Annotated in this window: 16 protein-coding genes and 1 tRNA gene; 14 read left to right on the top strand and 3 right to left on the bottom strand. The window is 58.5% G+C overall.

The features are described 5' to 3' along the window. Nucleotides 1-150 precede the first annotated feature (150 nt). Together HMPREF9623_RS11990 and HMPREF9623_RS05120 are read left to right on the top strand one after the other, a co-directional pair. Nucleotides 151-4,803 (top strand): hemoblobin-interacting domain-containing protein, encoded by a 4,653-nt coding sequence (locus HMPREF9623_RS11990; RefSeq protein WP_009532835.1) that lies wholly within the window; start codon nucleotides 151-153, stop codon nucleotides 4,801-4,803. A gap of 120 nt (nucleotides 4,804-4,923) precedes the next feature. After that, nucleotides 4,924-7,323: a PEP/pyruvate-binding domain-containing protein gene (locus HMPREF9623_RS05120; protein WP_009532834.1), complete on the top strand. Its 2,400-nt coding sequence runs from the start codon at nucleotides 4,924-4,926 to the stop codon at nucleotides 7,321-7,323. 102 nt (nucleotides 7,324-7,425) lie between these two features. Here the strand turns inward: HMPREF9623_RS05120 and HMPREF9623_RS05115 are convergent. Then, nucleotides 7,426-7,498: transfer RNA gene (locus HMPREF9623_RS05115), tRNA-Val, on the bottom strand. 47 nt (nucleotides 7,499-7,545) lie between these two features. Then, nucleotides 7,546-8,673 carry an A/G-specific adenine glycosylase gene (locus HMPREF9623_RS05110; protein WP_009532833.1) on the bottom strand — a complete coding sequence of 376 codons (1,128 nt, stop codon included), beginning with the start codon at nucleotides 8,671-8,673 and terminating at the stop codon, nucleotides 7,546-7,548. Nucleotides 8,674-8,809: 136 nt separating this feature from the next. Here HMPREF9623_RS05110 and HMPREF9623_RS05105 point away from each other — a divergent pair, with 136 nt between their 5' ends. The 5 genes from HMPREF9623_RS05105 (at nucleotide 8,810) to cbiB (ending at nucleotide 12,842) form a co-directional block, all read left to right on the top strand. Continuing rightward, nucleotides 8,810-9,106 (top strand): hypothetical protein, encoded by a 297-nt coding sequence (locus HMPREF9623_RS05105; RefSeq protein WP_009532832.1) that lies wholly within the window; start codon nucleotides 8,810-8,812, stop codon nucleotides 9,104-9,106. Nucleotides 9,107-9,212: 106 nt separating this feature from the next. Next, a complete protein-coding gene (gene fba / locus HMPREF9623_RS05100) occupies nucleotides 9,213-10,151 on the top strand; it encodes a class II fructose-1,6-bisphosphate aldolase (RefSeq protein WP_009532831.1) in 939 nt (312 codons plus the stop codon). A 14-nt stretch (nucleotides 10,152-10,165) separates the two neighbouring features. Further along, nucleotides 10,166-11,218 carry a branched-chain amino acid aminotransferase gene (locus HMPREF9623_RS05095; protein ID WP_306697044.1) on the top strand — a complete coding sequence of 351 codons (1,053 nt, stop codon included), beginning with the start codon at nucleotides 10,166-10,168 and terminating at the stop codon, nucleotides 11,216-11,218. Nucleotides 11,219-11,303: 85 nt separating this feature from the next. Further along, the gene (locus tag HMPREF9623_RS05090) at nucleotides 11,304-11,795 is read left to right on the top strand and encodes a DNA-deoxyinosine glycosylase (protein WP_009532829.1); all 492 of its coding nucleotides are present in this window, start codon (nucleotides 11,304-11,306) and stop codon (nucleotides 11,793-11,795) included. Then, the gene (gene cbiB / locus HMPREF9623_RS05085) at nucleotides 11,796-12,842 is read left to right on the top strand and encodes an adenosylcobinamide-phosphate synthase CbiB (RefSeq protein ID WP_009532828.1); all 1,047 of its coding nucleotides are present in this window, start codon (nucleotides 11,796-11,798) and stop codon (nucleotides 12,840-12,842) included. Here cbiB and HMPREF9623_RS05080 read toward each other — a convergent pair. Next, nucleotides 12,834-13,598, bottom strand: coding sequence for an NYN domain-containing protein (locus tag HMPREF9623_RS05080; RefSeq protein WP_009532827.1), 765 nt, complete (start codon nucleotides 13,596-13,598; stop codon nucleotides 12,834-12,836). The genes cbiB and HMPREF9623_RS05080 overlap by 9 nt on opposite strands. Before the next feature lie 114 nt (nucleotides 13,599-13,712). Here HMPREF9623_RS05080 and HMPREF9623_RS05075 point away from each other — a divergent pair, with 114 nt between their 5' ends. From HMPREF9623_RS05075 to prfA, 7 genes are all read left to right on the top strand, one after another. Beyond that, the gene (locus HMPREF9623_RS05075; RefSeq protein ID WP_009532826.1) at nucleotides 13,713-14,642 is read left to right on the top strand and encodes a transglutaminase domain-containing protein; all 930 of its coding nucleotides are present in this window, start codon (nucleotides 13,713-13,715) and stop codon (nucleotides 14,640-14,642) included. Continuing rightward, on the top strand, nucleotides 14,642-15,988 hold the full coding sequence (locus HMPREF9623_RS05070; protein WP_009532825.1) for a replication-associated recombination protein A: 1,347 nt from the start codon (nucleotides 14,642-14,644) through the stop codon (nucleotides 15,986-15,988). The genes HMPREF9623_RS05075 and HMPREF9623_RS05070 overlap by 1 nt, the downstream gene beginning before the upstream one ends. Next, nucleotides 15,969-17,276, top strand: coding sequence for a transcription termination factor Rho (rho, locus tag HMPREF9623_RS05065; protein ID WP_009532824.1), 1,308 nt, complete (start codon nucleotides 15,969-15,971; stop codon nucleotides 17,274-17,276). The genes HMPREF9623_RS05070 and rho overlap by 20 nt, the downstream gene beginning before the upstream one ends. Nucleotides 17,277-17,404: 128 nt before the next feature. Then, nucleotides 17,405-17,611 (top strand): 50S ribosomal protein L31, encoded by a 207-nt coding sequence (gene rpmE / locus HMPREF9623_RS05060; RefSeq protein ID WP_009532823.1) that lies wholly within the window; start codon nucleotides 17,405-17,407, stop codon nucleotides 17,609-17,611. A gap of 72 nt (nucleotides 17,612-17,683) precedes the next feature. After that, entirely contained in the window at nucleotides 17,684-18,664 is a 981-nt protein-coding gene (locus tag HMPREF9623_RS05055; protein WP_009532822.1) for a DUF1385 domain-containing protein, read from the top strand. Next, on the top strand, nucleotides 18,661-19,533 hold the full coding sequence (prmC, locus tag HMPREF9623_RS05050; protein ID WP_009532821.1) for a peptide chain release factor N(5)-glutamine methyltransferase: 873 nt from the start codon (nucleotides 18,661-18,663) through the stop codon (nucleotides 19,531-19,533). Before HMPREF9623_RS05055 ends, prmC begins: the two co-directional genes overlap by 4 nt. Further along, nucleotides 19,493-20,602 (top strand): peptide chain release factor 1, encoded by a 1,110-nt coding sequence (gene prfA, locus HMPREF9623_RS05045; protein WP_009532820.1) that lies wholly within the window; start codon nucleotides 19,493-19,495, stop codon nucleotides 20,600-20,602. The genes prmC and prfA overlap by 41 nt, the downstream gene beginning before the upstream one ends. Nucleotide 20,603 lies beyond the last annotated feature (1 nt).

The raw sequence follows: 20,603 nt of genomic DNA, 5'->3' as shown, positions 1-20,603 counted from the left end.
TAACAAACTCTTGATACTATCACCCGCAAGAATATCTTAAGATATGCGAGAAAAACGCAAGATATGTTTCTTGACAGCTGTCAGAAAGGTATGGTAGGTTAACATAGGCTAATAATTAGGGCTATCTAATGGCAGGAGTAAGAGACAGAGATGAGAAAGTATGGTTTAAAGGCTATTGCCATCGCAACAGCGATGAGCATGGTTTTGAGTACCCCGCTTCAGGTCTTCGCAAAGCAGCGTGCGAACACCTCAGGAAGCTGGAAGCAGAGCGGTGAAAACTGGTCCTTCCTGGATGAAAAGGGACAGAATGTCCTCGGCTGGATTTACGAAAACGGCAGCTGGTACTATGTAGACCCAAAGACGGGAACACTTCGCAGCGGCTGGCTTTACCTTGCAGACGGAACGCAGTATTTTTTCGGAAACAAGCAGGGCAGCGGCTTCGGCAAGATGCTGACCGGTTGGAACTGGATTGACGGCAATTGTTATTACTTTACAGGCGAGGCGGATGAGCAGGAGGGTAAGCTCCTCAAGGAAGGTGTGACGCCGGATGGCTACCGCGTCAACCGGGACGGCAAGTGGGTTGATGAGAATGGTCAGGTTCAGACCCGCGTGGGAGAGGGCTTCACGACGAATCGCAGCAGTTCCGACAGCGATAAGTCGGGCGGAAAGACCTCTTCCGGCAAGCGCAGCGGCAGCGGTAAACATAGCGGCGGCAAGCGCGGCGGCCGAAGAGGCGGCGGCTCGGGCGGCGGTTCTCACACGACGCCGACCAAGCCGGCAAAGCCTGAGGAGCCGACAAAGCCTGTACAGCCCGAGGAGCAGAGTAAGCCGGTACAGCCCGAGGCACAGCCGGCAAGTCCAAGCAACTCCGCACAGCCGGGGGTGATCACCCCGGAGAATCCGGTAAATCCGGCGGTAAGCCCGGAGAATCCGGCAAATCCGGCAGGGGATCCGGAAAATCCGGCCGCAAGCCCGGAGAATCCGGCAAATCCGGCGGCAAACCCGGCAGTGAATCCGGCAAATCCGGCGGTAAGCCCGGAGGCACCCGAGCATCCGGTGGGCCCGGTGGAAGATGACAGACCGGGCAAGAATGAGAATGCTTCCAAGCCTGAAAACGAGCAGCCTGAGAAGGAACTGAAGAGCCGTATGGTACATCTCGGTTTTGCGGATTTTGTGACGGTTGTGTTCCGTCAGGGCACGCTGGAAGACCATGAGATCTATGTGGACGGCGTGAATGTCACCGAGGCGGTGCAGAAGGTGGATGATGCCGGACGTGTGGTGAAGTGGGCATCCACGGTGGCTTCTCCGAAGGAGCTTCGCGTGGTCAGCAAGGCAGACGGAAGCACGGAGCAGTCGCTTCGCCTCAATGCGGGTACAGCGACCGAGACAGTGCTGCCGGGCAACCCGGAGGATCAGCCGGATTACATTCTGTCACGCGGACGCATCTCGAAGTTTGACTATCTGCTTGCGCCGAAAGATAAGGAGGGCAATGACCGCATTCTCCCGAGCAGCACAACCTTTGATCTTCGACAGGAGAGAAAAGAGAACAGCAATGCAGTCACAACGCAGTTCTATGTGAAGCCTGTGGTGATTGACGCAGAGGGCAAGGGCGTCCAGAAGGACAACATTGTCATCAAGTTCAATGTCGAGAACGAGGAGCAGAAGAAGTGGTTTGAGGGCATCGACAGCCTGAAAATCATGAACAACGAGAACTGGCCGGTCAATCAGAACCCGACCTTTACGACGGAAGTCAAGGATACGAAGCACGGCAGAAACGGCATCATCCAGATTCCGACGGGTCAGAGCAATATGCGGAGCAGAGGCATCTACCGCGTGAACATTCACTCGAGCTATACGAATGAGACCGTCACGGTGCCGTTTGAGCTGGTGAGCAGCGCGCAGTTCAGCTTAAAGCAGCGCGTTGAGACCGCAAATCCGAAGGCCGGTGAGCGTATCCAGTTCAACGTGGAGGCGAGCGGCGGAGAGAGCTTTGGAAATGATTTGAAGATCGATTCTATGCGCGTCATGCTGAAGAAGCCGAGCGGAAAGGTGGTGGAGCTCAAGTATATAGACGATTTCTTCAACTTCGGAAATCTCTTTGTCCTCTACGGCAAGAGCTCCAACGAAGAGAAGACGGTCAACACGGATGAGGTCGGTGTCTACACGCTGAGCCTCAAATACTCGGGCTATCAGCCGATCAAGAAGAAGTTCGAGGTTTACCCGGGTGAATCCTTCCTGAAGGAAGAGGACAGTGAGAGCGAGCTGAAGGCAAAGAAGAGCGCAAGAAGCAAGCCGGTTGAGATCGATGCGGTTTCGAGCGCAACGACGGGCTCTGTCTCCAGCAAGAAGAGCAGCGGCAGCAGCGGCGGCGGCCAGTATGTGGACGGCCGCATGGTCTTTGACTACAATCTTCTGACCAATGCGCTGATTCTGAATGAGATTGAAGCGCTGAACGAGGATGCGCAGGCCGTGGTCAAGCGCTTCTTCGATACGACGGAGAGCGATTATATCTACAAGGACGGCGCCGAGCAGCTGTATCGCTTCACGGATTACATGGACGCCTACAAGGAGGCGCGCCTTGAGGGCGGCAAGAGCCTGAGCTTTAAGGCGTACACGGAGTCCCACGCGGCGGCGAGCTATGCGGGCCCGAATGAGGTGCAGAATGTTCTCGAGGACGGAAGCCTCGGCGCGCTCACAAGCTTTAAGTTCTACAAGGGAGACAAGGTCCCGAGCTTTACCGGCACGACGGAGGTCGCGGGCAACGACTTTGTGCTGCACACGGATGACAGCGCGTATCTCGAGGCAATTCGCGGTCTCTATGTGGACGGCGAGAGCCGGAATCTCCTGGATGCCTATGAAAAGCAGTACGAGCTGGATGCGACGGCAGGCACCCTGACAATTAAGCGCGGTGCGTTTAATTTCTATAACACGCCGGAGGTCGGCGAGCACAAACTGAAGATCGATGCCGGTCAGAAGTACAGAGCGGCGGAGCTGAGGCTCAAGTACACGGCTGCCGAGGCGCTACCGACACTCGTGCTGAACGGCGAGGCGAAGCAGAATGCGGATGTAACGGTGACGGTGGATGGTCTTTCCGCGGAGAAGCTCGCAGGAAAGCTCGGGAAGCTTGAGCTCAGCAATCCGGAGGAGAGCGGTGTCAGAAGACTCTTCACGGCGATGGAGGGCGGAACAAGTGACAACGACTACTATGAGCTCTCCGGAAATCAGCTGATTTTGAAGGGAGGACTCTTCAAGACGGTCGGCAGCTACACGCTCTATGTGAAGTTCATCGATGCAAAGACACCGGTGAAGTTAGATTTCACGGTTGCGGCGGCAGAGGCAGTCCCGGAGCAGCCGAAGCCTGCGGAGAAGGCTGCACCGAGCGGAGCGACGCTCAGCACGAATCAGACGGTATTTGGCAGCGATACGGTTCTGAGCTTCCAGGGCCTTGCGGGTGAAGAGCTGAACGACTATCTCTCGAAGATTACTGAGCTTCGCGTGAACGGCACAGTGTATCAGAAGAGTAGCTTCAGCTTTGGCCTCGGCGAGACCGAGTATGTGCTCCGGCAGGACGGCTACGGCAGAAACGATGCCCTGAAGCTCGGCAGCGCTGCGCAGCAGGCCGGCGAGAAGAAGATTGAAATTCTGGCAGAGGGCTATGCAAAGCTGACAGTCACGATTGCGGCGGAGGGCGGCACGCCCGCGCCGGCGACACCGGCAGTCGAAACCAAAGCGGCGCCGACAAGCGCAACGCTCGCGAAGGAAGAGAGCCTGCTCAGCAGCAATTGGCTTCTTCGCTTCGAGGGACTCTCGGCGGATGAGCTTGAGAGCTATCTCTCGAAGATCACCGAGCTCAGCGTAAACGGTACGGCCTACGAGCGTAAGAGCTACAGCTACGGTCTCGGGAACAGCGAGTACGGCTTCCATAAGGACAGCTACGGCAGAAACGACGGCCTCAAGTTTGCGCTCGGGGCTTTGGCAGCAGGCGAAAACCGCATTGTCGTGAAGGCCGAGGGCTACGCAGAAAAGGAATTTGCGGTGCAAAACGGAAGCGCTGCACCGGCCGAAACGGCAAAGAAGAAGGCGCCGACGGCTGCGCAGGCAGAGAAGGTTTCGCCGCGTCAGGGCTATGACAGCGGCACGAAAGAGGTCTATGATCTCACCTTCACGGGACTCGATGCGGATGCCCTGGATACCTACCTTCGCGCTAAGGTTACGAAGCTCACGGTGAACGGAAAGCGTTATACGGAAGCGCAGAGCAAGAGCTATCTCTTCTCGATGGACGATAAGTATGCGACGCTCTTTGACAGAACTTACAAGAAGAACGGCGTGCGCCTCTCGGCGAACGGCTTTACCGAGGCGAGCAATGAAGTAATTCTTGAAGTAGAGGGGTACGAGCCCTTCCGCTTTACGGTGGAGCGTGCGTCCGCGGAAGAGAGTGAGAACGAGGCGGCAGCGGGTAAGGCAGTGCCGACCGGCGCGGTGCTTGAGAAAGTGATTCCGCGTCAGGGCTATGACATCGGCTCGAAGCCCGCGTATGCGCTCAGCTTTGAAGGACTCGAGGATGAGGCGCTCGACACCTGGCTTCGAAGCAATGACTTGGAAGTTTCGGTGAACGGCAAGAAGCTGAGCTCGGTTCATGCGAATTACATCCACCTGTATGACGATCGCTTTGCCTTTAGCCTGAAGCGCTATCGCCGCGCAGGCCTCACGCTGAGCGGCAATCTCTTTGAGAGCGGCAGCAATGAGGTGACGGTGAAAGCCGGCGGATATCAGGTCGGCAGCTTCACACTTACGGTAGAATAAGGAAAACAGCAACGGAAGAAAGGGGCAGCGCAAAAACGCGCTGCCCCTTCTTTGCTTGTTAGAAAGTCCGGAATATGAGATGATAGAGCTATCAGAACAGACGGCGTCGGAGGGAAGAACATGCAGAATAAAGAGGAAGAAGGGAAGCAACTGCTGGGCAGTAAGGCGTGGCAATTGCTCCGCAGGCGTGCACTGGGTTACGCCGTGCCTGCTTTTTTTGTCCTGGACCGGAATTTCTTTTTTCGCTTTCTGGGCGAGCGCCGGGCGCGCTATGAAGAGCTGCTTCGGCATCCCGATGCGGAGACGGGAGAAGCGATTTCGGCGCTGCTCGCGGAATGTGCGTTTACGGCGGAAGATGCCGCCGAACTCATTGCGAAACTTTCGACCGCTGTGCCGCGGGCAGAGCGGTTTGCGGTGCGGAGCAGCCTGATTTTGCGAGGGGAAGAGCGCCACAGCTTTGAGGGAATTTTTCAGAGTTATTTGCATGTGCCGTGCGGCGAGGAGATTCTCACGGCGGTGAAGAACTGCTATCTCTCCTGCTTCTCGGCGCGCGCGACCGGCTATATGTTGCGCTACGGTCTCTTTGACGAGGACATGGCGGTCGCCGTGATTCTCCAGGAGATGATTGCGACGGTGCGGAATTTTGTGGTCTATACGACCAATCCGGACAGCGGCGACCCGGAGGAACTGCTTGTCGTCTATGACGATGCCGTAGGGCAGCAGCGGATGGTGCTGAGCAGAACGGGAGAAATACGCAGGAGCACGGTGTCCGGCGCGCCGGATGAGGTTTTATTTGTGCGCCTTGCCACGCTCGCGGGAGAACTTGAGAGAGACAATGTGCCCACAACCGCGCGGCGGTTTGAATTCGTCGAGGGAAAGAGCGGCAGTCTCTGGCTGGTCCAGGAGAGTGAGATGGCTGTATACCGTCACCTGGATAAGCGGGAGCCGCATTTCTATCTGGAAGCTGCTGCGCGGGACGGCAGGTCGGGCGCGTTGCTCACACCGCTCGGCTTTGATTTGCTGCAGGGATTGTATCAGAAGGCGGGTTGCAAAACCGTGCTGTTTGAAGGGCGGCTCTATATGCGACGCGAGGGCAATGCAGAGGAGGACGGAGAGAATTCGCAGGCGGCAGAGCTTCTGCAGCGATTGCCGCAGCACTATGCAATCTCACGCTATTTGCAGCAGGCGGAGCAGGAAAAGCAGCCTGAGGAGAAGGCGGAGGTCACTGCCGCGGAGCGCTGGCAGGCCATAGAGGCCGCGAGTACCGCGCTCGGCGCGCTCGGGCAGCTTGCGGCAGAGGCGGAGGAGAGCGCAAAGCGTTGCTATGCGGCGCTGCTTATCGAACTGAAGGCGCGGCAGACAGAGCATCCCGAGGGACTTTTACACGCGGCACTTATGACACAGGGCGGTATGAAGAGCGCAGCCTTTGTGCAGGCACTCAGTGCCCTGCTCCGCACCGTGCAGGAGAGCAGCGATTTGCGCGGACTCTTTGCGGCGCACACGGCGCAGGAGTTGGAGGGCATTTGCTGGCGGCTTCGCGCGGAGGAGGGTAAGGCACAGCGCGAGCGCAGTGTCTTTGCGACCGAGTTGTATCACTTTCTGGAACAGTTCGGCGCCTACGGCGCGGCTGATTACGTGCTGGAGCGGGAGAGTCTCCGGCAGAATCCGCAGCCGCTCTTTCGCTTCCTGAAGTGCTACGCCGACGCAAAACCGGTGCAAATCCGCACGGAACAGCGGGAAGTCAGCGAGCAGGCGCAGGAAGAGCTGATGCGACAGCTCGGTTTCTTCGGCGGTTTCTGGGGAAAGCGGCTTCTGCAGGAACTGGTCTTTTTCCTCCGCGCCCGCGAAAACCTGGATTTTCTCGCGCAGCGGCGTGTGGATGGTCTTCGCCGCAAAGTCGTGCGTCTCGGGGAACAGCTGATGCGACAGGGAGAACTCGCGGAGGCGCAGGATTTGTTCTACCTTCACCGCGAGGAATTGGGGCGCGCGTTTGCGGGAGAGATAGAGCAGATGGCCTTTTTCCGGAGTCTGCAGCCCCGGATGAACGAGAGAAAGCGCGAGCAGGAGCGGAATGCCGCGCTGCCGCGTTACCGGGAGCTCTGCTGCTTCGGCATGCTCGCGCGGGAAAATATGACCGTGATACGGCGGGAGGCCAAGGCGGGGGCGGAGACAGAGCGTGTGCCGGTCGAGGCGGGCGGCGCCATCGCCGAGGGAGAGGCGGGTTTCTTTGACGGCGAGACCCTGCCCCGCCGCAGCGGAACCGTATTGTTTGCGGAACGCTTTTCGGAGCGGCTCCTGCCGCTCTTTGCCGTGAGCCGGGGGCTGGTCCTCGGCGAAGGAAGCATCTGGTCTCACGAGGCCGTGCTTGCGCGCGAGCTCGGAATACTTACGCTGCTCGGCTTGCCGAATCTGTTTGCCCATGTGCGCGAGGGCGAGTGGGTGCGCGCCGACGGCAGACGCGGAATCCTGGAGCGCTTCTCCGAGGGGGAAGCCGAGAACATTGAGGAAGTGGAAGTTTGAGAGAAACGAAAAGAAAGCGCGAGCCGGTCGTAACTCACGACCGGCTCGCGCTTTTCGCTGTCCGTAGACGAAAAATCAACTTCGATTTTCGGGTACAAAAAATGGAGATAGTAGGGTTCGAACCTGCGACCTTCCGCACGTCAAGCGGATGCTCTCCCAGTTGAGCTATATCTCCAGCGAGGACTAGTATACCGGAGGTACAAGAAAAAAGCAAGCGGAAATTTAATTTTTTTTCTTGCGGGGTGGACGCAGTGCATAGCGGGCCAGAAGAGGCCGGAAGGCAGAGGGGAGTGCGAGCTTTTCGAGCTCGGTGCGCGTCACGAAAATGCCCTCGCGCGCGTTCTCTTTGCGGTTCCGGTGTGCGGACGCAGCTGAGAGCGGCTCCGCAATCTGTACCTCAAAGGCGCTCATGTGCCACTCGATATGCGTGAAGACGTGCTGAAAGGCGGGGAGTGAAAGAATACGGAGCGGCGTGAGGCCGCGCGCATTGACCGCCTGTAAGACCTCCTCTTCGGAGAGCGCGCCGGGAAGCCCCGGAAATTCGTACATCCCCGCGAGCAGACCTTTTGAGGGCCGCTGCTGTATATAGAAGCGCTCGCCGTCCCGGAGCACGAGTACGGTGCGCACTTCGACGCGGCGGGGCTTCTTCGGCGCGCGGTGCGGAAGTTCGGTCTCGATGCCGAGGCAGTGGGCGTCGCACTGCGCCGCAATCGGACAGCGCTCGCAGTTCGGCGCGCCGTTCGGAATGCAGATCAGCGCGCCGAGCTCCATGAGCGCCTGATTAAAGTCCGCAACCGGAAAGGTCTTCCGGTCGGTGTAGACCAGCTGCCAGAGCAGATCCTGCAGGCGCTCGGTAAAGGCCTGTTTGACCGCAGGCTCCATGATATCGTCCGCGCAGGCCGTGAGACGCGAAAAGACGCGGAGCACATTGCCGTCGACCGCGGGGACGGGGACATTGTAGGCAATCGAGGCGATGGCTCCCGCCGTATAGGGGCCTATGCCGGGGAGTTTTTTCAGTTCCAGCGGATCCACCGGGAGTTCTCCGCCGTAGTCGCGGAGCAGAACCTGGGCACATTTTTTGATGTTGCGCGCGCGGGTGTAGTAGCCGAGCCCCTCCCAGAGGCGAAGCAGCTGTTCATCGGGACAGGCGGCAATCGCGGCGACGGTGGGCAGAGCTGTCCGGAAGCGGACAAAGTAGTCTTTGACCGCCTCCACCCGTGTCTGCTGCAACATAATCTCGGAAATCCAGACATCTTCCGGATTTCCGGTATCTCTCCAGGGGAGAGAGCGCTTGTTTTCTTGATACCAGTGCAGAAGCAGTTCCGCCTCCGCGCCGCTTTGTAATGCCATGGTGAGAGCCTTTCCGGTTTCGACTGAGAAGTTACGGTATCCATTGTAGCACGCCGTTTTCCCTGCGGAGCAGAATTCCGAAATCAGAAACCGGAACATTTCAACGAAGGGGCATCAAATCGGCATTTTATTCGTCGTGAACCTGGCGACGCTGCTGCTCGGGCTGACCCGTTCCGCCGCAGTCGCGGCCATCACCCCCTTTGTCATTGCGTATTGCATCCCGGCGTTGAAAGCGAATGTGCCGGGCATGGCAAAGATGCTCTTATTGCCGGACGGGCTGCTGCATCTCGGACGGCTGCTGCGAAGAATGCAATTTGTGGGACTCGGAAGTCTACGGATACCGCAGGCCTATGCGCTGATTCTTCTCTACCTGCCGGTCAATGTGCTTCTGATTCTCGGAACATATCAGCTGTATCAGAAGAGAGTGGTGTGAGCGCCCGCAAAAGTCCTTCGCTTCCCTTGAATTCGTCCAAGACTTTGTTTAGAATAATGACAGAAACTTTTACACGTCGTCTTCTTTAGAAAGGGAGGTAGCGGTTATGGCATTGGTCACTTCGACTGAGATGTTCCGGAAGGCTTATGAGGGCGGTTACGCCATCGGTGCATTCAATGTCAATAATATGGAAATTGTTCAGGGTATCACGGAGGCTGCGGCAGAGCTCAAGTCCCCGGTGATTCTGCAGGCTTCGGCAGGTGCGAGAAAGTACGCGAACTCGATTTACCTCGTGAAGCTCGTCGAGGCAGCGGTGGAGCTCCATCCGGAGATTCCGATTGTGCTGCATCTGGATCACGGCGCAGACTTTGCGACCTGCAAGGACTGCATCGACGGCGGCTTTACTTCGGTCATGATTGACTACTCGGGCCACAGCTTCGAGGAGAACATCGCCGAGACCAAGAAGGTCGTCGAGTACGCACACGCACACGGCGTTGTGGTCGAGGCTGAGCTCGGCACGCTGGCAGGCGTGGAGGATGATGTCCGCGTCGAGGAGGGTATGTCCTCCTACACGAGACCGGAAGAGGTTGAGGAATTCGTGAGCCGCACGGGCTGCGATTCCCTCGCAATCGCAATCGGCACGAGCCACGGCGCTTACAAGTTCAAGCCGGGCACCAAGCCGCAGCTGCGCCTCGACATCCTCGAGGAAGTGAAGAAGAGACTGCCGGGCTTCCCGATTGTGCTGCACGGTGCATCTTCCGTCCCGCAGGAGTATGTGAAGATTATCAACGCAAACGGCGGTCAGCTGAAGGATGCCATCGGTGTGCCGGAGGATCAGCTCCGCGAGGCAGCGAGAAGCGCGGTCTGCAAGATTAACATCGACTCCGATCTGCGCCTCGGCATGACGGCGGGCATTCGCCAGCACTTCAATGAGCACCCGGATCATTTTGACCCGAGACAGTATCTCGGTGATGGCAGAGCCAATGTCAAGGCGATTGTTGCACACAAGATCACGGAAGTTCTGGGATCGAACAACAGAATCTAAGCAATCAGAAGCAAATCAGAGACAGAAGAGAGGCGTTTTACATGGCAGAAAAGAATCTTGACTGGGGAAACATTGGCTTCGCCTATCGCGTGACGGATCATCGCTACGTTTCCAACTATAAGAACGGCGCATGGGATGAGGGCGGTCTCACGGCGGATGCGACCGTGTGCATTTCGGAGTGCGCGGGCATCCTGCAGTACTGCCAGGAGGTCTTTGAGGGCCTCAAGGCATACCGCACCGAGGACGGCAGCATTGTGACCTTCCGCCCGGACATGAATGCGAAGCGCATGGCGGATTCGGCGCGCTATCTGGAGATGCCGGCGTTCCCGGAGGAGAGATTCCTCGAGGCGGTGGATATGGTTGTCAAGGCAAATGCGGACTGGGTTCCGCCCTATGGCAGCGGCGCTTCTCTGTATCTGCGCCCCTATATGTTCGCGAGCGGCCCGGTGATCGGCGTGAAGCCCTCGGATGAATACCAGTTCCGGCTGTTTGCGACGCCGGTGGGCCCGTACTTTAAGGGCGGCGCAAAGCCGACCACGCTCTGCGTGAGCAAGTACGATCGCGCGGCACCGCACGGCACGGGTCACATCAAGGCCGGACTCAACTATGCGATGAGCCTGCACGCCTATGTGGACGCGCATGAACACGGCTTTGACGAGAACATGTATCTGGATGCGGCGACCAGAACCTATATCGAGGAGACGGGCGGCGCAAACTTCCTCTTTGTGACGAAGGACGGCGTTCTCGTGAGCCCGAAGTCGGATTCGATTCTGCCCTCGATTACGCGGCGCTCCCTCCTTTACATCGCCGAGCACATGCTCGGCATGAAGACGGAGCACAGACCGGTGAAGTTCTCCGAGCTGAAGGACTTTGCGGAGGCGGGTCTCTGCGGCACGGCGGCGGTCATCAGCCCGGTGGGACGCGTGGTCAACGGCGACGAAGTCATCGATCTGCCGTCCGGACGGGAGAAGATGGGACCGGTGCTGCAGAAGCTCTATGATACGATTACAGGTATTCAGGCGGGTCATATCGAAGGCCCGGAGGGCTGGATTCGCAAGATTTGCTGAATCGGCTTAAAACAGAACACGAACTGACAGAAGTCCCCGCGCGAACTTGTTTCGGCGGGGACTTCTTATTCGGAGAGGAGCTTTTGTGCAGGAGAGTTTTTCGTTCGGGCCGGTGTTTGACCGGAACAGCAAAATTTTGATTCTCGGGAGTTTTCCCTCGGTGCAGTCCCGCGCGGCGGGGTTCTACTATGCGAATCCGCAGAACCGCTTTTGGCGTGTGCTCGCGGCGGTCTATCAGGAGGCTGTGCCGGAGACGGTGGAGGAGAAGCGCGCGCTGCTACTCTCGCACGGACTTGCCCTTTGGGATGTCCTGGAGCGCTGCGAAATTCAGGGCTCGAGCGATGCGAGCATACGGGGCGCGGTTCCGGTGGATATCGAGACGGTCACGAGAGAGGCAAAAATACGCCGTGTGCTCGTAAACGGCACGACCGCGGCAAAGTACTACGCGCGCTATCTGGAGGCCAAGACGGGCATTCCGGCCGTATGTCTGCCCTCGACGAGTCCGGCCAATGCGAGTTACCGTCTGGAGCGCCTCACGGAGCTCTGGGGCGCCGCACTGCTTAGGAAGGAGGGCTGAATGGAGACTGGGTATGTTCTGCTACAGCACTGGCATTTGGAAGTCGCCGTAGTGCTCGGTTTTTTCTTAGACCTTTTGCTCGGCGATCCGGAGCATTGGTTTCACCCGGTGCGTATCATAGGAGGGCTCGTGCGGGAACTCGAGCGGCGGCTCTATCCGAAGGCGGGGCCGCCGGTCGCCGCTTTCTGGAACGGACTTTTCCTCTGGCTCTGCTGTGTCGGGGCGGTCGGCACTGGCGTTTTTTTGCTCACGGCGGGGCTTCGCGGAATATTCTTTCCGCTCGGCTTTTTGTTCGAAATCCTTTTGTCTTACCAGCTTCTTGCGGCGCGCTGCCTCCGGGACAGCGCCGAAAGGGTCGCGCGTGCCCTAGGGGAAGGAGGCCTTGCCGCGGGGCGAAAGGCTGTGTCCTATATTGTAGGCCGGGATACGGAAGCGCTCGATGAGGCGGGGGTCATCCGTGCAACGGTCGAGACGGTCGCGGAAAATGCATCCGACGGCGAGGTGGCGCCGCTTTTTTATCTGCTGTTATTCGGTGTGACAGGCGGCTGGGTCTATAAGGCCGTGAACACGATGGACTCGATGCTCGGTTACAAAAATGCGCGCTACGAGCTCTTCGGCAGAGTCGCGGCGCGCATGGATGATGTGTTCAACTGGATTCCGGCGAGAATTGCGGCGCTTCTTTTGATTGCTGCGGCGGCAATCACGGGGCAGGACGCAAGAGAGGCTGCCCGCATTTTCAGGCGGGACCGCTACCGGCACGCGAGCCCGAATTCCGCGCAGACCGAGAGCGTGATGGCGGGGGCCCTCGGGGTGCGGCTCGCAGGGCCGGCCTCTTATTTCGGAGAGCGCAAAGAAAAGCCCTACATCGGCGATGCAGGGCGTGAAATCGAGACAGAAGATATTGCGCGGGCAAACCGCATGCTCACCGCAGCGTCATGGCTCTCGCTGTTTTTCTTTTTGGCACTCCGATTTTTTTGTTGTGCGATAGCGGCAAAACTTGCGGTCAGTTTGCAGAGCGCTGCGGTGCTGCTGCCCCTGTTATTTTAAGCGGAAGCTCACATGCAGCCCTTCGGTGCGCTTCTCGAAGAGATTTGTGGAGTCGATGAAGGGGACAAATTTCTTGAACTGGAAGTTCCGGACGTCAAAGTCGGGAAACTGCTTGTTCAGAAAGTTGCCGAGCTGGCTCGAGGCAATCCAGCCGTCGTCGTCGGAATTTTCCTCCCAGATCTGAATCAGTGCTTTTCGGACAGATTTCAGGCGCATGCCCATGCCGGAAGAGCCTGTGGAAGCAGAATTTTTCTCATTGTGCTCCATTTCAGCGGCCTTGTCCGTCATCGCAGGCAGGGGAGGCTGATTCGCGCGGTACAGGAGATCAATGTAGGAGAACTTGCTGCAGGCGGAGATGAAGCTCTTTGGCGTCTTCTGCTCGCCCATGCCGAGGACATAGATCTCAGACTCACGGAGGCGTGCGGCGAGACGTGTGAAATCAGAGTCTGAGGAGACAATGCAGAAGCAGTCAAAACGTCCCTGATAGAGCAGATCCATGGCGTCGATGATGAGCGCAGAATCTGAGGAATTCTTACCGGATACATTGGAATACTGCTGTATGGGCTGAATTGAGTTGTCGAGAATCACATTGCGCCAGCTGCTCATTTGCGGCATGGTCCAGTCGCCGTAAATGCGCTTGATATTGACGCTTCCGAGATTGTTTGCCTCAGAGAGGACAATCGGCAGATACTTTGGCGCAATATTTTCGGCGTCAATCAGTACGGCGACGCGTCGCTCTTTTTCTTCGCCATTCATAGAAAATCCTTTCTGTTTTGACACAGCGACCGGGGCTGCGCTATACTGAGATTATCCGTATTTAATCGGAAAAAGTATTTATTGATGCACTTATTATAAGAAAGAGGGATGAAATTGTCCATAAAAAAGTGGAAAGGAGCGCTTTTTGCGCTGGGAATGGGGATTGGAATCGCTACAAGTCTGCCGAACAGTGTGTGCGCGGCGGAGACAAAGTTGCTGCAGACCGTGGAAACCAGTCTGCAACCGGACAGTGCAGCGCTTCCCCGCAGGACAGAATATGGTTATACCGCGGAAGATGTTGACAGGGCGATTGAACGTCTGCTCTCGTATGAGACAGATCCGGTGCGTTGGGACATCCAACGGCAGTTGTACCGGAACAGTGTCTGGTACAGCCCGGAGAGCCAGTATGTGGATGGCAATGGAAAGTCATATCTCCTGGTTTACGAGGGCGCGGCCACGAACCGGAAGCAGCTGAGCTATGAACTCCTGTCCGGGCTCGCATTCTTCCCGAATGCTCGGGTCATTCTGAATACCCGGGATAAGCGCATTCTCGCCGGGGTTGAGTTGAACCGCCCGTTTACCGAGGGCGAGGCCTATCGGAATTATCAGAGTCTGGTTCGCCTCCTCGGCTTGGTCGACGAGGTCAAGGCGGAGACCGCTGGAAAGAGCGCGCGCGACAAGGCGCAGTGGATTTGCGATTATGTGGCCGGTCGCCTGAATTACGATTTTACGACACAGCAGAACAGCCTGCAGGACGTTGTCGGTTCGCGGAAGACTGCCTGCGTCGGCTATAACGGCTTTACGGAACTCCTGTTCCGAAGTGCAGGTCTCTCCTATGTCAGCATGATTGCGACGAATAAGGAGAACGGCATCATGCATATCTTCGGCACATCCAAGCTGGACGGCAGATGGCTGATTTTTGATACCAGCAACTACGACAACGAGAACGGGGTCTATGACAAGAGCTACATTTTCTCGGAGCTCGAGCATGAGCAGTTGAATTACCGAGATTTTAATCTCCTGCAGAGCGAGCGGCTGAACTGATGGATCTCTTTGATTACATGCGGGAGAATGCGCTTCGGCAGGAAGCACCGCTCGCCGTCAGAATGCGCCCGCAGAGTCTCGAGGAAATTGCGGGGCAGGCGCACATTCTCGGCAAGGATAAGCTGCTCTACCGGGCGGTCAAGGCGGATGCCGTCGGATCCATGATACTCTACGGCCCGCCCGGCTGCGGGAAGACCACGATCGCGGAGGTCATCTCCCGCGAGACGCAATCGGATTTTTGCCGTCTGAATGCGACGACGGCCGGCAAAAAAGAGATGGAAGAAGTGATTCAGCGCGCCAAGGAGAATTTCGGGCGCGGCAGGCGGACCACGCTCTTTGTCGACGAGATTCACCGCTTTCACAAGGGACAGCAGGACTTTCTGCTCCCCTATGTCGAGGACGGCACGATTGCGCTGATCGGCGCAACGACCGAAAATCCCTTTTTTGAGGTCAATGCGGCGCTGCTGTCGCGCTCCCGCATCTTTGAGTTAAAACCGCTTGCGGCGGCGGATATTGCTGCGCTGCTTCGCCGCGCCATGGCGGACAAGGAGCGCGGGTACGGAAACTGGAGCGCCGTACTCACGGAGGAGGCCTGCGCCTTCCTTGCGGATGCCGCCGCGGGCGATGCGAGAACCGCCCTGAATGCCCTCGAGCTCGGCATGAAGACCACGGCGCCGGAGAGCGACGGCTGTATTTCCATCACGCTTTCCGTCGCGGAGGACTGCATTCAGAAGCGCGTCATCCGCTATGACAAAGACGGCGATAACCACTACGACACGGTCTCCGCTTTTATCAAGAGCATGCGGGGCTCCGACCCGGACGCGGCGGTCTATTACCTCGCGCGCATGCTCTACGCGGGCGAAGACCCGCGCTTCCTCGCGCGGCGCATTGTGATCTGTGCGGCGGAGGATGTGGGCAATGCCGACCCGATGGCGCTGGTCGTCGCGGAGAGCATGGCCGCGGCGCTGGACCGCATCGGCATGCCGGAGGGGAAGCTCTTACTCAGTCAGGCCTGCCTCTATGTCGCGAGCGCGCCGAAATCCAATGCGGCGACGACCGCGATTTTTTCTGCGCTCGACTTTGCGGCGCAGACGACGGCAGCTGTGATACCGCCCTATCTCCGGGACGCCCATTATGCGGGCCATGAGAAGCTCGGCCGGGGCGTGGGCTACCGGTATCCGCACGATTACCCGGGCAACTATGTGGCACAGGACTATCTGCCGGAGACACTCCGCGGAACTGTTTTTTATGCGCCGAGTGACAACGGAAAGGAAGCGGAAATCAAAGCGCGTCTCGCCGCCCTGAAAGCGGCGGGAGAGGAGAAGCATGGCGGAAGAAAGACTTGAGCAGCTGAGCCTTACGGAACTCCGGGAACTCGCAAAAGAGCGCGGACTGCACGGCGTTACGGGACTTAGGAAGCAGGAACTCGCGGAAAAACTGACGGCTCTGTCGCGCACGCGGGTGCAACAGGCGGTCGCGGAACTGCCGGACAGCCTTCGCGACGCGGCGGACGGCGGGACGCTCGCGTCCGGTTTACTGGAAATTGTGAGTGAGGGCGGTTTCGGGTTTCTGCGCTCGGCAAATTATCTGCCGGGCGAGGAGGATGTCTATGTGTCGCCTTCACAGATACGGCGCTTTCGCCTGAGAACCGGCGACCTTGTGACCGGTGTGAAGCGCCTGCGCGGCGAAAAGGAGCGCTACAGCGCGCTGCTCTATGTGAATACGGTAAACGGCGTCCGCGCGGCGGAGCTTAGGCGCGCGAATTTCGAGGATATGACGCCGGTCTTTCCGGACAAGCGCATTCCGCTCGCGACCGGCGACAAGAGCCCGCTCGCGCTCCGGGTCGTCGATCTGATTGCACCGATCGGCAAGGGACAGAGAGGCCTCATTGTCGCGCCGCCGAAGGCCGGCAAGACGACTTTGCTCAAGGAAATCGCCAAGACGGTCCGGAAAAACGCGCCGGAAATCCATCTGATTGTGCTCCTGATTGACGAGAGACCGGAGGAGGTCACGGACATCAAAGAGTACATTGCGGACCCGGAAGTCGAGGTCATCTACTCGACCTTTGACCGGGAGCCGGAGCAGCACCGAAGAGTCTCCGAGATGGCGATTGAGCGGGCGCGCCGCATCACCGAGCAGCACGGCGATGTCATGATACTGCTCGACTCGATCACGCGCCTTGCGCGCGCCTATAACTTAACGGTCACGCCCTCGGGGCGCACGCTCTCGGGCGGTCTGGACCCGGCTTCCCTCTATATGCCGAAGCGTTTCTTCGGCGCGGCGCGGAACATGCGGGAGGGCGGCAGTCTCACGATCCTGGCGACGGCGCTCGTCGAGACCGGTAGCCGCATGGACGATGTGATCTACGAGGAGTTCAAGGGCACCGGCAATATGGAACTCATGCTGGACCGCCGACTCGCGGAGCGGCGCATTTTTCCGGCCATCGACGTGGCGCGGAGCGGAACCAGACGGGAGGAGCTCCTGCTTAGCGCGGCGGAGAGAGAGGGCGTCGCAAGGCTCAGGAACCTCCGGGGCGGCGGGACAAACGAAGTGCAGACCGAAGCTTTTCTCAGGCTGTTCCGGGAGAGCGCGGACAATCATGCGCTGCTCGGAAGGCTCGCGGACTCCAAATAAAAGCTGTTTCCGGGCTTGCAGCGGCAGAGAAAGCATGCTATACTGTGAAAGCTGTTTTTCAATGGGAATGGGAACGGAAAAGCGGTTCGCCGCTTTCATCAATATCAAGTTAAAGCGAGGTGAAACAAATGAAAGAGGGAATCCATCCGAATTACTACCAGGCTACGGTGACCTGCAACTGCGGCAACACCTTTGTGACCGGTTCGACGAAGCCGGAGATTCACGTTGAGGTGTGCTCCAAGTGCCACAGCTTCTACACCGGTCAGCAGAAGACCGCCGGCGCGCGCGGACGCATTGAGAAGTTCAACAAGAAGTACGGCGTGAAGGGCGAGTAAAAAATAAACAGGGGACAGGGGCTGAGGGTATCACTCAGCCCCTGTTTTACGTTTGAGAGAGGAGGCGACAAAATGGCAAGACAAAAATATTCCGGCATCGGCGGACAGGCGATTCTGGAAGGCATCATGATGAAAAACGGAGAGTACTATGCCTGCGCGGTGCGGCGGGAAGACGGCGGCATTGCGGTGGACAAACAGCGCTATGTGAGTCTCACGGACCGGTATCCGCTGCTGCGCCTGCCGTTTGTGCGGGGCATCTTCAGCTTTGCGGACTCGATGATACTCGGTATGCGGGCGCTGAACTGGTCGGCCGAAATCTATGCGGGCGGCGACGAGAGCGCTACGGAGGAAGAGCCCTCGAAATTTGAGGCCTTTCTCGAAAAGACCTTCGGCGAAAAGGCAATGAAGGTGATGATGGGTGTCATCATGGCCTTTTCCTTCCTCATTGCGATCGGCATTTTCATGCTGCTGCCCATGTTCCTCGCGCGGCTGTTAAAGAGAGTCATCGCGAGCGAGACGCTGATTGCGGTTCTGGAGGGCGTGTTCCGGATATTGATTTTCATCTGCTATATCAAGGCAATTTCGCGGATGGAGGACATACACCGCACCTTCATGTATCACGGCGCCGAGCACAAGTGCATCAACTGCGTGGAGCACGGACTGCCGCTCACGGTCGAAAATGTGATGAAGAGTTCCAGAGAGCACAAGCGCTGCGGGACCAGTTTCATCCTGATTGTGATGATGATTTCGATTCTCTTCTTTATTGTGATACGGCCGGAGACCCTTCTGCTCCGCGCAGTCTCGCGCATTCTCTTAATGCCGGTCATTGCGGGCGTCTCCTATGAGTTTCTCCGCTTTACGGGCACCCATGACTCGGCGCTCGTGAATGCGCTGAGCCGCCCGGGCATGTGGATGCAGGGGCTCACGACAAGGGAGCCAACGCCCGACATGGCGGAAGTCGCGATGCAGGCCGTCGAAGCGGTCTTTGACTGGAAAGACTATCTCCGGAAGAACTTCGGCACGGTGTTTCCGGAAGACGAGGCGAGCGCATGAGTGCCGAGAGCCTTCGAGAGGCAGAGCGCCGCGGTACAGCGTACCTCGCGGCGGCCGGCAGAGAAGAAGCCGCGCAGACTGCGCGGCTTCTTCTCTGCCATATTCTGGGGATGGATTTCACGGACTATATCCTCGCGCGCGAGCGGGAACTTCCGGCGGAGGCGGCGCGGCGCTATGCGGCTATGCTGGAACAGCGGGCAGAGGGCGTGCCGTTACAGTATCTGACAAAGGCGCAGAATTTCTGCGGGCTTGAGCTCTATGTGGATGAGCGCGTGCTGATTCCGCGCTACGACACGGAGTGCCTGGTCGAAGCAGTGCTGCGGGACCGAAGAGAGGGGCGCTTACTGGATCTCTGCACCGGGAGCGGCTGCATTCCGCTGGCGCTCTTAAAGCTCGGCGGGTTTCATTCGGCGCTCGGCGCGGACATCTCGGCGGATGCGCTCGCGGTCGCGGAGATCAACCGTGCGCGGACGGGGCTGCCGCTTTCGCTCCGGCGCTCGGATCTCTTTTCGGAGATTCCGGAGCGCTTCGATGTCATCACGGCGAATCCGCCCTACATCGAGAGCGCGGAAATCGAAACACTGAGCGTTGAAGTGCGCGACCATGAGCCGCGGCTTGCGCTCGACGGCACGGCGGACGGGCTCGCCTTTTACCGGCGGCTTGCGGCGGAGAGCGGCGCGCATCTCACAGATGGCGGCGGCCTGTATCTCGAGATCGGCGCGTCACAGGGCGCGGCGGTGGCTGCGCTCCTCCGGGCGGCAGCGTTTTCGGACATACAAATCATTCAGGATCTCGCGGGGCGGGATCGCGTTGTGAAAGGGACTTTTCATGGTAGAGGGACATCTCAGGGAAACGCTGCGCCGCTATGAGGAAGTGATGGCCGAGCTCGCGGCGCCGGAGACACATGAGGACAGTGTGCGCTTACAGCGCCTTTTAAAGGAACAGGCGGAACTTTCCCCCCTGGTCGCCTGTATGGAAGCGTTACAGCGCGCCAAAGAGCAAGAGGCAGAGGCGCTCTCGCTGCTCGAGACCGAGCGGGATGAGGAGCTTCGCCAGCTCGCCAAAGAGGAACTGCAGGAAGCGCGGCAAGAGAAAGCGCGGCGCGCGGCAGAACTGAAGGAATTGCTTTTGCCGAAGGATCCGAACGACGAGAAAAATGTGGTGCTCGAGATCCGCGCGGGCGCGGGCGGCGACGAAGCCGCACTCTTTGCGGCGGAGCTCTTTCGCATGTATCGGCAGTATGCGGAAAAGCGCGGCTGGAAGGTGGAAATCGACGACATCCACGAGAGCGGGCTCGGCGGCATCAAAGAGGTCATCGCGACAGTGCGCGGACAGGGGGCGTTTTCGCGGCTCAAGTTTGAGTCCGGCGTGCACCGCGTGCAGCGAGTCCCGGCAACCGAGGCGGGCGGCCGCATCCACACGAGCACGGCGAGCGTCGCCGTGATGCCGGAGGCGGAGGAGGTTGATGTGCAGCTCGACATGAAGGATGTGCGCATCGATGTGATGCGCGCGTCCGGAAACGGCGGTCAGTGTGTCAACACGACGGATTCGGCGGTGCGCCTGACACATTACCCGAGCGGCATTGTGATCTACTCGCAGACCGAGAAGTCGCAGCTTCAGAACAAAGAGAAGGCTTTCCGCCTGCTCCGCAGTAAGCTCTACGCGCTCGAACTCGAGCGGCGGCAGGCCGAGACCGCCGAGGCGCGGCGCGCGCAGATCGGAACGGGAGATCGCTCGGAAAAAATCAGAACCTATAACTTCCCGCAGGGGCGCGTGACCGACCACAGAATCAAGCTCACGCTCTACAGCATTGACCGCGTGATGGACGGCGATCTCGACGAAATTCTGGATGCGCTGCTTCACGCCTCGCGCGCGGCGGAGCTCGCGGGCAGTGCCGACTCGGAAAGCACTGGAAAAGAAAACGGGAATTCGCTATGAT

This window comes from Stomatobaculum longum (assembly GCA_000242235.1).
GTDB lineage: Bacteria > Bacillota > Clostridia > Lachnospirales > Lachnospiraceae > Moryella > Moryella longum.
Note: the sequence above shows the minus strand (reverse complement) of the source record. Positions and strands in the feature narration are given on the sequence as shown.

Bases quoted from the DNA above. Each gene is read 5' to 3' on its own strand.
- HMPREF9623_RS05080 (WP_009532827.1), bottom strand. From the start codon at position 13,598: ATGAATGGCGAAGAAAAAGAGCGACGCGTCGCCGTACTGATTGACGCC.
- prmC (WP_009532821.1), top strand. From the start codon at position 18,661: ATGAGTGCCGAGAGCCTTCGAGAGGCAGAGCGCCGCGGTACAGCGTAC.
- cbiB (WP_009532828.1), top strand. From the start codon at position 11,796: ATGGAGACTGGGTATGTTCTGCTACAGCACTGGCATTTGGAAGTCGCC.
- HMPREF9623_RS05070 (WP_009532825.1), top strand. From the start codon at position 14,642: ATGGATCTCTTTGATTACATGCGGGAGAATGCGCTTCGGCAGGAAGCA.
- prfA (WP_009532820.1), top strand. From the start codon at position 19,493: ATGGTAGAGGGACATCTCAGGGAAACGCTGCGCCGCTATGAGGAAGTG.
- HMPREF9623_RS05120 (WP_009532834.1), top strand. From the start codon at position 4,924: ATGCAGAATAAAGAGGAAGAAGGGAAGCAACTGCTGGGCAGTAAGGCG.
- rpmE (WP_009532823.1), top strand. From the start codon at position 17,405: ATGAAAGAGGGAATCCATCCGAATTACTACCAGGCTACGGTGACCTGC.
- fba (WP_009532831.1), top strand. From the start codon at position 9,213: ATGGCATTGGTCACTTCGACTGAGATGTTCCGGAAGGCTTATGAGGGC.
- rho (WP_009532824.1), top strand. From the start codon at position 15,969: ATGGCGGAAGAAAGACTTGAGCAGCTGAGCCTTACGGAACTCCGGGAA.
- HMPREF9623_RS11990 (WP_009532835.1), top strand. From the start codon at position 151: ATGAGAAAGTATGGTTTAAAGGCTATTGCCATCGCAACAGCGATGAGC.
- HMPREF9623_RS05110 (WP_009532833.1), bottom strand. From the start codon at position 8,673: ATGGCATTACAAAGCGGCGCGGAGGCGGAACTGCTTCTGCACTGGTAT.
- HMPREF9623_RS05055 (WP_009532822.1), top strand. From the start codon at position 17,684: ATGGCAAGACAAAAATATTCCGGCATCGGCGGACAGGCGATTCTGGAA.